Here is a 12565-nt window from a genome sequence, read left to right as displayed (position 1 = left end):
GGCCCGCGGGTGTCCGCAGCCGGGCGGGAACGTCGCGACGGTCCGGGTGTCAGTCTCTGGCCGCCACCCCAAGCACGTGCGCCAGCGGCGGGTTGCCCGGCAGGACCGAGAAACCGAAGCGCTCAAGCCCCTGGACTGTAAACCCCGCCCGGGCGATGCCGCCAACGGTGTCCCGGTTCGGGTGGCAGCCGCCCGCCAAACGGCTCCACAACGGCGTAATCAGGTCCTCAGCGGCAGCAAGCACCCGGTGCGCCGAGCGGACGTGCTCGTAGAACAGCAGCAGCCCGCCCGGCCGCAGGACCCGAACCACCTCCGCCAGGGCAACGGACTGGTCCGCGACGCTGCACAGCACCAGGCTGGAGACCACAACGTCGACGGAGGCATCCGCCGCGGGCAGCGACTCCGCCACGCCGTCCTGCACCATGACCGGCACGGATGCGTTGCGGGCGGCGTTCCGGGCCAGCTCCCGGAGGGTGGGGTCCGGTTCGAGGGCCAGCACGGTTCTCACAGCGGAGGGATAGAACTCGAAGGTGGCACCGTAGCCGGCCCCGATTTCGATGACGACGCCGCGTGCCGCTGCCACGAGGCGCCGCCGGTGGTCCGCTGCGCCGCGGGCGTCCATCCGCGGACCGACGCGGGCGAAAGATCGTCCGAACGATCGGCTGGGTGGGCTCGTCTCGGGCATGTGGCCTCTTTTCCGGTCAGCTGACCTCAATTACTCCCATCATTCCCAGGTCCTCATGGTCCAGGATGTGGCAGTGGTAGACAGAGCGGCCGCTAAAGTCACGGAACGCGATCCGGACCGTGGCCCGCCCGTTCGCCCGCACATTCACCACGTCCCGCATGATAACGCCCTCGACTGCCTGGCCGTTGTCCTCGATGAGCTGCATCGGCCACACATGGAGGTGGAAAGGGTGGTCCATGGGGCTGGTGTTGACCAGCGTCCATTCCTCCACGCTTCCGGCCGGCACTACCGTATCGGTACGGGAGCCGCTGAATTCGCGGCCGTTGATGCTGAACCCCATCATGCCGGACGGCCTTCCTTGTCCCATGCCCATGCCCATGGCCAGGAGCAGCTGCCGGCGCGCGGTGACGGTGGCCGTTCGGAGGTCCTCCGGCGCCGGCCGGGGCGGGACCGCAGCGGGCGCGTCCGCGGATTCGCCGCTGACCCGAAAGACGGCCAGCGCCGCCGGCCCGCGGCCGGTAAGCGGCCCCTGCCGCATCATGCCAGGCATACTGCCACGGTTGTAGGGAAGCGCCTGTAAAACGGTGTCGCCGGCAGTTGCCGTCACCAGCAGGTCCGCCCGGTTTCCCGGCGCCAGCAGGAGTTCCTCAACTCTGCCGGGCACGGGGGACCGTCCCGAATCCATGCCAATCAGGTCCAGCCGCTGGCCGTCCAGCCGGAGCCGCAGGAAGCGGGCGGCGCAGGCGTTGATAATCCGCCAGCGTTCCCGTTCGCCCGGGCGGGCGGTGAGCAGCGGGTTGCGTTGACCGTTGAGCAGGAGTAATTCGCCTTCCCGGCCCGCCATCCGCTCCGGCTGCGACACAGCGGCGACGCTGCCGGCGCTGTCCAGGGTGGTGTCCGAGACCAGCAGCACCCGGTCCGCGCTCACCGGGATGGTCCCGGAGTCCTCGACGATAATCGCACCGAAAAGACCGGCGAAGATCTGCCCGGCCACCGTGCCATGGTGATGCGGGTGGTACCAGTACACGCCCGGCGGATGGTCCGGAGGCAGCCGGTAGCTGTAGTCGAACGCCTCCCCGGGCCTGACGGCGAGAAACACGTTGTCGCCATTGGCTTGCGGGGACACGTGCAGGCCATGGACGTGCAGGTTGGTTGCTTCGTCCAGGCCATTCACCAGCCGGATGGTGAGCTCGTCTCCGGGGCGCAGCCGCAGGGTGGGGCCTGGAGAAGTGCCGTTGTAGCACAGCGCGCTGGCAGGGCGGCCGCCAAGCTCGACTTGGCCGTGCGCGGCTTCAAGGGTGAGTTGCAGCTTGCCGGCCGTGCTGCGAAGTTCCGGGGGGATGCGCAGTCCGGGGCCCTCCGCGTCGGCCATTCCACCGTTCGGTGGCTCGGCGGAAGCCAGGGACCACCACAGCCCGGCTCCGCCTGCCACAGTGGCCGCCGTGCCGAGGCCGCCCAGGAGCAGGGTGCTGCGACGGCTGATTGGCCGCACTAGGATTCCTCGCCGAGGACTTTCACGTTCTCGCGGTACTGTTCCGTGGTGAGCTCGCCCTTGGCAAAACGTTCGTCCAGGATCAGCCGTGCCTGGCTCTTTCCGCCCGGTGTGCCCGGCGTGCCGGGGAAGCCGGGGCCGGCCGGGGGAGTACCCGGCTGGCCATAGCTTGGGGTGCCGTAGTGGCCGGGTTGAGCCGGCCCGCGGCGGCCGGCTCCGCCGCTGAACGTGCGGACCGCGAGCAGCACCAGCGCTGCGATCCCGACCAGCAACAGCGCGCCCCAGAGCCACATCCAGCCGATGCCGTTTCCGTAGTTTCCCATCATGGCCGCTTCCTCTCGCCCCTCGCCGCTCGCCGCTCGCCCCGCGCCGCTGTCCTGTCCTGTCCTGTCCTGTCCTGTCCCCATCGTCGGCCGGATACCGGGCGGCGGCTAGGGTCCAAAGTCGCTTCCTGAGGGTCTTGCTGCGTTGCTGCCCGGTTACTTCGTCAGGGTGTGCTGCAGGCGGGATATGCGCCTGCGGAGATCCAGCGGCGACTCAGCGGGAACGACTCAGCTGATCAGCAGGCTCAGCGCCTCGGTCAGGTGCCCGACTTCCCGCACCGAGAAGCCCGCGGGCACCGGTCCGGGGCCATTGGGGCTGGCCGGCACCACGGCATGGGTAAAGCCCAGCCGGTGGGCTTCCTGGATCCGCTGGTTGATCCCGGGGACGGCGCGGACCTCGCCGGCCAGTCCCACTTCACCAAAGGCGATGAGCCGCTGCGGCAGGGGTTTTTTGGCTTTCGCCGAGGCCACGGCCAGCGCGACGGCGAGGTCGGTGGCGGGTTCACTGAGCTTCACGCCGCCAACTGTCGCCACGTAGGAATCGTCCTTGTTCAGCAGGCAGCCGGCCCGCTGCTGGAGTACGGCCAGCAGCATGGCCACCCGGGAACTGTCGAGTCCGCTAGTGGCCCGGCGGGGTTGGGCACTGGAGCTTTCTGCCAGCAGGGACTGCACCTCCGCGAGCAGGGGCCGGCGCCCTTCCAGGGTCACGGTGATGCAGGTGCCCGAGACCGGCTCCTTGGTCCGCGAGACGAAGAGCCCGCTCGGGTCGGCCAGGCCTTCGATCCCGTCTTCGTTCAGGTCGAAGCAGCCGACGTCGTCCGTGGGCCCGTACCGGTTCTTGACGGCCCGCAGAAGCCGCAGCCGGGAGTGTCGTTCGCCTTCAAACTGGCACACCACGTCGACCAGGTGCTCGAGCAGCCGGGGTCCGGCGATCGAGCCGTCCTTGGTCACATGGCCGACCAACAGGGTGGTCATGTTGCGGCGTTTGGCGGCGGCGATCAGGGAGGCTGCGACCTCCCGGACCTGCGAGACACCGCCGGCGCTGCCTTCGACATCGGCGCTGCTGAGTGTCTGCACGGAGTCCACGATCAGCAGCCGCGGCTCCAACTTCTCGACCTGCCCCAGGGCTTGGCCGAGGTCCGTTTCGGCGGAGAGATACAGGGATTCGGCGACGGCGTCGATGCGGTCCGCGCGCAGCTTGACCTGCGCTGCGGATTCCTCGCCCGTGATGTAGAGGACATCCTGTGCGGTGCGGGCAAACTTGGCGGCAACGTCCAGCAGCAGGGTTGACTTGCCGACGCCGGGTTCGCCCGCCAGCAGGATCACGGCGCCAGGGACCAGCCCGCCGCCGAGCACACGGTCCAGTTCATCCACCCCGGTGGGCAGGAAGGCAGCGGTGGTGGCATCCACTTCGGAGATCCGGCGGGCCGGTTCCAGCACGCTGGTGGCCGCCGTTGTGCGCGCCACGGCGCCGCCGGTTTCCTCAACGGTGCCCCAGGCCTGGCACTCGCCGCAGCGGCCCACCCACTTAGCGGTGGTCCAGCCGCATTCCGCGCATTTGTAGCCCGGCGCCTTGGTGGCGCGGGAAGTCTTGGTAGCCATTGCTCCACCTTATCGGCGCCCTGTGACAAGCACGCTTCCGCGCCGCGGCGACTACAGCGGCCAATACCGCGGCGACTACAGCGGCGGAAGGATGTCCCGGGCTTCTCCGGAGTCGACCCCGGCCGCCTCAAGCAGGTCCACCATCAGCGGACGGAACAGCATCACCACTGTTTCGCCTTCCAGCCGCTGCACATCCAGCAGCCGCGGGTGCAGGCGCCCGGCAATTTCCCGTAATTCCGTCCGGGCCGTCCGCAAGTGGGCGCGGCGGACGCCGTCGTGCACTTCGGCCAGGCCCAGGGAGAGTTCGTCGACGGCATCGGCCGTGTCATGCAGGACCTCGGCGATGTTCTGCGTCGCCTCGTCGGACAGGGCCGCATGATTGATGGCGCTGGTCAGGCGGCGGGCAAAGACGCGGCTGTTGCGCAGTGCCAGGTCGATGTAGTCGAGTGACTGTTCCATCTGGTCCAGCTCGTCCCGGTGCCTGCGGTAGGCCGGCGACAGGGTCGCCACCTCGCCCGAGGACCGCAGGGTCTGCCGCATGGCATCGACGAGCGGCTGGCAGTTCCGGCCGCGGATCAGCGCATGCCACGCCTGGGTGGCGTCGCTGGAACTCAGCGCAGAGCCGCATTCGCGCAGCACCTCGGCGAGTTCGTGCAGGAGTTTCCTGACGTCGTTGCGGGGTTCCCGGCGCGGGTCCTTCGGGATCAGGATGGTCACCAGGAGGGCGAACACACCTCCGACGACGGCGTCGAGGCTGCGGGTAAACGGTCCCCCGTCGGGCGCCGGCAAAAGGACCACCAGCAGGGACTGCAGCCCCAGCTGGGTGGTGAAAATGGTGCCGCTGTCCAGGAATCTTGCCAGCAGGATCGAGAACAGCAGCACAACGGCGGCCTGCCAGATCCCGGCGCCCAGCCAGTGCAGCAGCAGGTCGCCGACGACGATGCCGATGGTGCAGCCGAGGCCGACCTCGATCACGCGGCGCAGCCGGGGGTCACGGGAAAAGCCCAGCGAGATGAGGGATGACGTCGCGGCGAAGAGCGGGCCGCTGTGGCCCAATACGTATTCGGCGAAGGCGTAGGCGCCGACGGCGCAGCCCGTCATCTGAATGGCCGGCATCAGGGAGTTCCGGCTGCGGACCAGGCCGGTGCGGACCCTGCCGCGCAGGAACCGGGAGCTTGCGGAAAGTCCAATAGCGGGGGCCATGCGCTCCAGTCTAGGGGGCCGTTGAGCGTCCGGCCCGTCGGGGCCGGCCCTTACGACTGCGACGACGCCAGCGCAATGGGCCCCGGCGGATGTAAGCCAATGTCCCGGCGTCGTTAACCTTGCGTTCACCTTGGGCGGCAATTCTCTTCACTTGGGGCGCCTACCTTCGATAAAGGTACAAACCGTACGCATCTTTGACCGGGCTTCTCCCGCCCGGCACGCACAGAAGAATCCCTGGAAGGGGTACATCTCAGTGAAGGCACTCCGTTTCGGCCGCAACGCGGCTATCGCTGTCATCGCCGTTGGCGCTCTCGCGCTGACCGCATGTGGTTCGGACAACGCAACCGGCACCGCCCAGTCCGCCGCTCCGTCCGCTTCGGGCCCCAAGGTTACGGGCACCCTGACGGGTATCGGTTCCTCCGCGCAGGGCGCTGCCATGGATGTGTGGAAAACCAGTTTTGCCTCGGCAAACCAGGGCGCCACTGTGCAGTACTCCCCGGACGGTTCCGGTGCCGGCCGCAAGGCCATCCTGGACGGCTCCGCGCAGTTCGCCGGCTCCGACGCCTACCTCAAGGACGATGAGCTTGCCTCGTCCAAGACCCAGTGCGGTCCCGAGGGTGCGCTGAACATCCCCGTTTACATTTCCCCCATCGCGGTCGCCTACAACCTCCCCGAGGTCAAGGAACTGAAGCTGGACGCCCCGACTGTCGCCAAGATCTTCCGCGGTGAAGTGGCCAAGTGGAACGACCCGGCCATCGCCGCACTGAACCCGGACGCGACGCTCCCTGACCTCAAGGTCACCCCGGTGCACCGCTCGGATGACTCCGGCACCACGTCCAACTTCACGGATTACCTGGCCGCGGCCGCTCCCGAGGCCTGGACCGACAAGGCTGCCGGAATCTGGCCGGCCGCCCTGCAGGGCGAAAACGCCAAGGGCACCTCAGGCGTCGTGAAGACCGTCACGGACACCCCCGGCGCCGTAACCTACGCCGATGACTCCGCAGTAAGCGGAAAGCTCGGCACCGCGCAGATCAAGGTGGGCGGTTCGTTCACCAAGATCTCCGCCGACGCCGCGGCCAAGGCCGTCGACGCCGGTACTCCGGTTGCGGGGCGCAACGCCAGCGACCTGTCCATCAAGCTTGACCGCAAGACCACGATCGAAGGCGCCTACCCGATCGTGCTCGTGTCCTTCCACGTTGTCTGCACCAGCTACGAAAAGCAGGAAACCGTGGACCTGGTCAAGGCCTTCGAGAAGTACGTAGTCTCCGACGCCGGCCAGAAGGCCGCCGCCGAGTCCGCAAAGTCCGCCCCGCTGTCCAAGACGCTCCAGGACAAGGCCCTCAAGTCCATTGAGGCCATCAAGGTCAAGTCCTAGGGATCTTCTGCGCTGGCAGGCATAGTGGAAACACCAGCCTGATAATGGTTCCCTGCCCTGTTACGGCTGTCATCGACGGCCGTAACAGGGCAGGGAACCAATGTGTTTATCCGACGTACACACAGATCTGAAGGATCGTGAAGTGACCACCACCTCCCTGACCACGTCCCGGGGCGCAGGCCGCGCCGGCGACAAGGTCTTTTCCGCAGCCACTTTGGCCGCCGGGTGCCTGATCCTGGCCGTGCTCTTCGGGGTAGCGCTTTTCCTCGTTATCCAGGCTATCCCTGCCCTCGTGGCCTCCCCGGACAAGATCCAGGGCGGCGAAGGCTTCTTCCCGTACATCTGGCCGATCGTGATCGGCACGCTGATCGCAGCCGCTATTGCCCTGGTGATCGCCACCCCGGTAGCCATCGGCGTCGCTCTCTTCATCTCGCATTTCGCGCCGCGGCGCTTCGCCGCCCCGCTCGGTTACCTCATCGACCTGTTGGCCGCCATCCCTTCGGTGGTCTACGGCGCCTGGGGTGCGGCGTTCCTGTCCGGCACCATGACGCCGGTGTACCAGTGGCTGGCCAAGAACGCAGGCTGGCTGCCCATCTTCGAAGGCCCGGCGTCGGCAACCGGAAAGACCATCCTGACGGCCGGAATCGTCCTGGCGGTTATGGTGCTGCCGATCATTGCGTCCCTGACCCGCGAAATCTTCCTGCAGACCCCCAAGCTGCACGAGGAGGCGGCGCTGGCGCTCGGCGCCACCCGGTGGGAAATGATCAAGATGACGGTACTGCCCTTTGCCCGCCCTGGCATCATCAGCGCGATTATGCTCGGTCTCGGCCGCGCCTTGGGCGAAACGATGGCGGTGGCCCTCGTCCTGTCCTCCGGCGCCCTGACCGCCAGCCTGATCACCTCCGGAAACCAGACCATCGCTGCTGAAATCGCGCTGAACTTCCCGGAAGCCAGCGGATTGAAGGTCAGCACGCTCATCGCGGCAGGCTTGGTTCTCTTCGTTATCACCCTCGGCGTGAACATGATCGCCCGCTGGGTCATCATCCGGCACAAAGAATTCTCGGGAGCCAACTAAATGACCGCCACCCTGACCCCCGTCAAAAAGCGTTCGGCCCTCACCAAGGGCCAACTGCCAAAATGGGCGCCGTACCTGGTGCTTGGCATCGCCCTGGTTCTCGCCGCTGCCGTGATGGCCCTGATCGGATTCAACGCCTTCGGGTGGGGACTCGTCTCGGCCATCCTCTTCGCTGCCGGTCTTGTCGGATGGAGCGCCGCCGTCGAGGGATCCCGTAAAGCCAAGGACAAACTGGCGACCTGCCTGGTGGTGGGCTCGTTCCTGATCGCCCTGCTCCCGCTGATCTCCGTGATCTGGACGGTTCTTGTTAACGGGCTGCCGGGCCTGCTGGACCCGGGGTTCCTGACGACGTCGATGAACGGCGTAACGGGCGCCTTCGACAACAAGACCGTCGAGGAAGGCGGACCGGTTGTTGGCGGCATCTACCACGCGCTGCTCGGCACCATCCAGATCACCCTGCTGGCGACGGTCATCTCGGTGCCGGTGGGCCTCCTGGCCTCGGTCTACCTGGTGGAATACGGCAACGACCGGACCGTGGCGAAAGCCATCACTTTTTTTGTTGACGTTATGACCGGCATTCCGTCCATTGTTGCGGGCCTCTTCGCGGCGGCGTTCTTCTTCGCGGTGATGGGCCCCGGCACCAAGACCGGTGCCGTCGCCGCCGTCGCGCTCTCCGTCCTGATGATCCCCGTGGTGGTCCGCTCCAGTGAAGAGATGCTCAAGATCGTCCCCAACGAGCTTCGGGAGGCGGCCTACGCCCTCGGGGTCCGCAAGTGGCGGACCATCCTGAAGGTCGTTATCCCGACGGCGATCTCCGGCATCGCCTCCGGCGTCACCCTCGCCATCGCCCGGGTGATTGGCGAAACCGCACCGATCCTGGTCACCGCCGGATTCGCGACCGGCATCAACAGCAACGTGTTCGGCGGCTGGATGGCCTCGCTGCCAACCTTCATCTACACCCAGATCCTGAACCCGACCTCGCCGTCGAACCCGGATCCGTCCTCACAGCGCGCCTGGGGCGCCGCCCTGGTCCTCATCATCCTGGTGATGCTGCTGAACCTCGGAGCCCGCCTGGTTGCCCGTATCTTCGCACCCAAAGCCGGACGCTAGGCTGCTATGGCGGCCCCATTCTTCTTCCCGTACCTCCAGCAAGTGAAGGAACATCATGTCTAAGCGCATCGACGTCAAGGACCTGAACGTCTACTACAGCAAATTCCTGGCCGTCGCAGACGTTAGCATCAACATCGAACCCAAATCCGTGACGGCTTTCATCGGACCGTCCGGTTGCGGCAAATCCACTTTCCTGCGCACCCTGAACCGGATGCACGAGGTGATCCCCGGAGCCCGCGTTGAGGGCGAGGTGTTGCTCGACGGTGACAACCTGTACGCGCCCGGGGTTGACCCGGTGACCGTCCGCGCGCAGATCGGGATGGTGTTCCAGCGGCCCAACCCGTTCCCCACCATGTCCATCCGCGACAACGTGCTTGCCGGCGTCAAGCTGAACAGCAAAAAGATCTCCAAGGGCGAAGCCGACGCCCTGGTGGAGCGCTCCCTGCAGGGCGCCAATCTGTGGAACGAGGTCAAGGACCGGCTGGGTAAGCCCGGCTCGGGCCTCTCCGGCGGCCAGCAGCAGCGGCTCTGCATCGCGCGCGCGATTGCCGTTGAGCCGCAGGTCATCTTGATGGATGAGCCCTGCTCCGCGCTGGACCCGATCTCCACCCTTGCCATCGAGGACCTGATCAACGAACTCAAGGACCAGTACACCGTGGTGATCGTGACCCACAATATGCAGCAGGCCGCGCGGGTGTCTGACAGGACGGCGTTCTTCAACATCGCAGGCACCGGCAAGCCAGGCAAGCTGATCGAATACGGCGACACCCACACCATGTTCAGCAACCCCACCGAGAAAGCCACCGAGGACTACGTTTCCGGCCGCTTCGGGTAAGCGCTCCGCGCGGAGCGCTTACGGCGTCGTTAGGGATTGCCCAGCGGCGAGAGGGACAAGGCGAGCACAAATGCCGTCGCCGCGGTGGCCACCGGAGTCAGCACCCAAAACATCAGGATCCGGATCACCACCTTTCGGTCGGTGGCCCGGAACGCCTGGTTGGTGCCGGAGCCTAAAACGGCGGAGGTGACGGTGTGGGTCGTCGAGATCGGCCAGTACAGGCCGATCGCGCCAATCAACAGGATCGCCGAGCTGAAGAGCTGTGCGATCGAACCGCGCAGCGGATCCATCCGGATCATCCGGTAGCCGATGGTGTAGGAAATCCGCCAGCCGCCTGCCAGGGTGCCGGCGGTCAGCAGGACAGCCGGGAACAGCGCCACCCAGACCGGCATAGCGCCTTCGCCGGCTAGCCCGGACGCCAGCAGCGCAAGGATCAGGACTGCGCCGGTGCGCTGGCCGTCCTGCAGGCCGTGGGCAAAGGCGACGGCGCCGCTGGCGATGCTTTGGGCCCGTCGCGACCGGCCGTTGACGACGTTTGGCGGTGTGTACCGGGCTGCCCACGTCGCCGGCCAGACCAGCAAATAGGCGCCGGCGAAGGCGATTACCGGCGAGAGCAGCAGGGGCAGCACCACCTGGAGGAGCAGGGACGAATCTACGCCGCCGACGTCGTTCCCGCCGAGCGCCGCACTCGCGACACCCGCGCCGGCCAGCCCGCCTACGAGGGCGTGGGTGGATGACGACGGGACGCCCCGCCACCAGGTGTAGATGCCCCACAGCACGGCACTAGCCAGGCAGGCGATCAGGATGCTGAGCCCGTTCACCCCCGGGGGCAGGCGCACCCAGGTCTGGCTGACCCCAAGGGCCAGGGCTGCGCTCAAGGCGGCGCCGATGAAGTTGAAGAACGCGGCCAGCAGCACTGCGACGGTTGGCGTGAGGGCCCGCGTCCGGACCGCTATCGCTACCGCCGCTGAGGCGTCCCTGAAACCGTTCAGGAAAGCGAAAGCCCCGGCGAAAACCACAACCAGGGCAAACAGCATCATCGTCACGTCAGGATTCCTTGACGATGATGCTGCCCACCTGGGTCGCGATCCTGCGCATCTCCCTGCTGACCCCCACCAGCTGCTCGGCGATATCCCGGTTCCGGGCGAAGCGCGCCGGCTTCATTTCGTGAAGCATGTCCGCGACCCAGACCCGGTGGGAGCGCTCGGCGCGTTTGGCGAGGCGGAGTACCTCGATCCAGTAGTCCTCCAGGTCGTTCAGGTTGTCCAGCCTCCGCATGGCGTCCACGGTGAGCTCGGCCTGCCTGCTAATGATCTCCAGCTGGTCCGCGGCGCGTTTGGGCAGGCGGTCCAGCTGGTACAGGGACACGAGGTCAGCGGCTGCATCGAGCTTCTCCATCGCCTCATTCAGGAATCGGGAGAGGGCGTACATGTCCTCGCGGGGAAGCGGGTTCACGAACGAAGTGCGCATATGCGTCAAGAGGGCGAAGTGCAGTTCCGCGGACTTTGCTTCGTGGTTGTGCATGTCCTCGAGAAGCCTGGCGTTTTCACTCGCAGGTGCGCCAAGGATTTCCGAGAGGGTGCCCGTGGCGAGGACAAGCTGGCCGGCAAGTTGGGCGAGGATGTTCAGCCCGGCGGGCTCCTGGGGGAAAAGGCGCAGCTTCACGTGTGAATTCCGGTCTTCGGGAGGGAGGCGCGCGGGGGTAGGGGGCCGGACGTGTGAGGTGAGGAAGACCCGCGCATAAGGAATACATTACCGTCCGCCCGGACAGCCTCGGATAGGCGCCGACGGGGCTCCGGAATGTGACAGCGGCCCGGGGCGGAAGCGGAGCGCGGCGTCAAACCGGGCATAAAAATGGTGCCGAACCGGAGACGCCTCTCGGCGGTAGGCCGCTCTAGGCGGCTAGATGTTGAAGCCCGGGGGTTTCGCGGTTCGGCACCGCCTTTAGTTTTCTACGTGGCCGGTGACAAGTCAACATTGACAGCCGGTGTGCGGCGTGCTTTTCGGGTGCCGGCCGGCACCCCGCCCCGGCCTAGTCCAGCTCGCCCAGGCGCCATGCGTTGGCGGCGTGTTCGAGGTCCTCGGCCGTTTTGACCAAAAGATGCGAATTGCGCGTCAGCTTGCTCGCGTGGTTCTCGTTGGTGTGCTCAGCACCGTCAGCGAGAGTGGCCTGGCCCAGCGCCACAACGCGGCAGAATGCGGCAGAACGTTCCAGCGCGACGTCGAACTCGCCCTCGAACGCGCCGGAGAGGATGGCGTCCGCCATCGACTTCATTTCCTCGGCTCCTGGCGGCTCCGCGGCGCCGGCCACCACGCGGGCGACCTGGGCGGTGTCTTTGCCGGCTTTGAAGTACACGGAGATCCGCTCGGCGTCCTGGATCGTGGCGGCCCGCAGGGCGTATAGGCGCCAGAGGGCGCCCGGGAGCGAGCGTGCGGGGCTTTCGGCCCACATCTCGGCGATGGCTTCGAGGCCTTGTTCATCGGCGAGCTTCACCAGCCGCTTGGTCACTGCCGGGTCCTCGTTGTCGCGTCCGCGGCGCACGAGTGCCTGGGCTGCAAGATGGGCGGCCTCGGAGACGCGGGCAGGGTCGGCCCCGCCGGCGAAGGGCTCAAAGTCGATGGGGGCGAAGGGCTTCGGCTTGTGATGCCGGTGCGGTCCGGGGGTGCTGGATCCTGCTTGCTCGCTCATGCCACCACGCTACTCCAGTGCTGTCGGGGAATCGAGCGTGTGGGCCCTCGCCGGCCTGTGCCCCCGGCCCACGAACAGGGCACACGACGGCGGCGATCCCGCCCGATGCAAATAATCCGCCCAGGTCTGGGGTACAGTATTAACGTCCAGAAATGGACTGGGCTGATCGGCCCTTG

The 12565-nt window shown here is 66.8% G+C and carries 12 protein-coding genes; 4 read left to right on the top strand and 8 right to left on the bottom strand.

Annotated elements, in window-relative coordinates; genetic code table 11:
• Positions 1-49: 49 nt before the first annotated feature.
• The 5 genes from QMG72_RS06305 to QMG72_RS06285 all read right to left on the bottom strand — a co-directional run bounded on the left by QMG72_RS06305 (position 50) and on the right by QMG72_RS06285 (position 5305).
• A complete protein-coding gene (locus QMG72_RS06305) occupies positions 50-685 on the bottom strand; it encodes a class I SAM-dependent methyltransferase (protein ID WP_282359493.1) in 636 nt (211 codons plus the stop codon).
• A 16-nt stretch (positions 686-701) separates the two neighbouring features.
• The gene (locus QMG72_RS06300) at positions 702-2177 is read right to left on the bottom strand and encodes a multicopper oxidase family protein (protein WP_226773861.1); all 1476 of its coding nucleotides are present in this window, start codon (positions 2175-2177) and stop codon (positions 702-704) included.
• Positions 2177-2503 (bottom strand): SHOCT domain-containing protein, encoded by a 327-nt coding sequence (locus tag QMG72_RS06295; protein ID WP_226773862.1) that lies wholly within the window; start codon positions 2501-2503, stop codon positions 2177-2179. The genes QMG72_RS06300 and QMG72_RS06295 overlap by 1 nt, the downstream gene beginning before the upstream one ends.
• Positions 2504-2728: 225 nt before the next feature.
• Entirely contained in the window at positions 2729-4102 is a 1374-nt protein-coding gene (gene radA, locus QMG72_RS06290; protein ID WP_226773863.1) for a DNA repair protein RadA, read from the bottom strand.
• Positions 4103-4177: 75 nt separating this feature from the next.
• The gene (locus tag QMG72_RS06285; protein ID WP_283480052.1) at positions 4178-5305 is read right to left on the bottom strand and encodes an FUSC family protein; all 1128 of its coding nucleotides are present in this window, start codon (positions 5303-5305) and stop codon (positions 4178-4180) included.
• A 253-nt stretch (positions 5306-5558) separates the two neighbouring features.
• On the opposite strand from QMG72_RS06285, the gene pstS reads away from it, so the two are divergent.
• From pstS to pstB, 4 genes are all read left to right on the top strand, one after another.
• A complete protein-coding gene (gene pstS, locus QMG72_RS06280) occupies positions 5559-6680 on the top strand; it encodes a phosphate ABC transporter substrate-binding protein PstS (protein ID WP_226773865.1) in 1122 nt (373 codons plus the stop codon).
• A gap of 142 nt (positions 6681-6822) precedes the next feature.
• Complete coding sequence (pstC, locus tag QMG72_RS06275) at positions 6823-7755, top strand: phosphate ABC transporter permease subunit PstC (RefSeq protein WP_226773866.1); 933 nt, start codon at positions 6823-6825, stop codon at positions 7753-7755.
• Positions 7756-8865, top strand: a complete 1110-nt coding sequence (gene pstA / locus QMG72_RS06270) for a phosphate ABC transporter permease PstA (protein WP_226773867.1) — start codon at positions 7756-7758, stop codon at positions 8863-8865.
• Between the two features lie 55 nt (positions 8866-8920).
• The gene (gene pstB / locus QMG72_RS06265) at positions 8921-9700 is read left to right on the top strand and encodes a phosphate ABC transporter ATP-binding protein PstB (RefSeq protein ID WP_226773868.1); all 780 of its coding nucleotides are present in this window, start codon (positions 8921-8923) and stop codon (positions 9698-9700) included.
• 29 nt (positions 9701-9729) lie between these two features.
• On the opposite strand, the gene QMG72_RS06260 is transcribed toward pstB, so the two are convergent.
• From QMG72_RS06260 to QMG72_RS06250, 3 genes are all read right to left on the bottom strand, one after another.
• The gene (locus QMG72_RS06260; RefSeq protein WP_256446609.1) at positions 9730-10737 is read right to left on the bottom strand and encodes an inorganic phosphate transporter; all 1008 of its coding nucleotides are present in this window, start codon (positions 10735-10737) and stop codon (positions 9730-9732) included.
• A gap of 10 nt (positions 10738-10747) precedes the next feature.
• Positions 10748-11365, bottom strand: a complete 618-nt coding sequence (locus QMG72_RS06255; RefSeq protein ID WP_226773870.1) for a DUF47 domain-containing protein — start codon at positions 11363-11365, stop codon at positions 10748-10750.
• Between the two features lie 367 nt (positions 11366-11732).
• Positions 11733-12389: a hypothetical protein gene (locus QMG72_RS06250; RefSeq protein ID WP_226773871.1), complete on the bottom strand. Its 657-nt coding sequence runs from the start codon at positions 12387-12389 to the stop codon at positions 11733-11735.
• Positions 12390-12565: the final 176 nt, after the last annotated feature.

It is taken from the genome of Pseudarthrobacter sp. PH31-O2 (assembly GCF_030063265.1).
Taxonomy (GTDB): domain Bacteria; phylum Actinomycetota; class Actinomycetes; order Actinomycetales; family Micrococcaceae; genus Arthrobacter.
The sequence above is the reverse complement of the archived record's forward strand: the minus strand, read 5'-3'. Positions and strand labels throughout refer to the sequence as shown.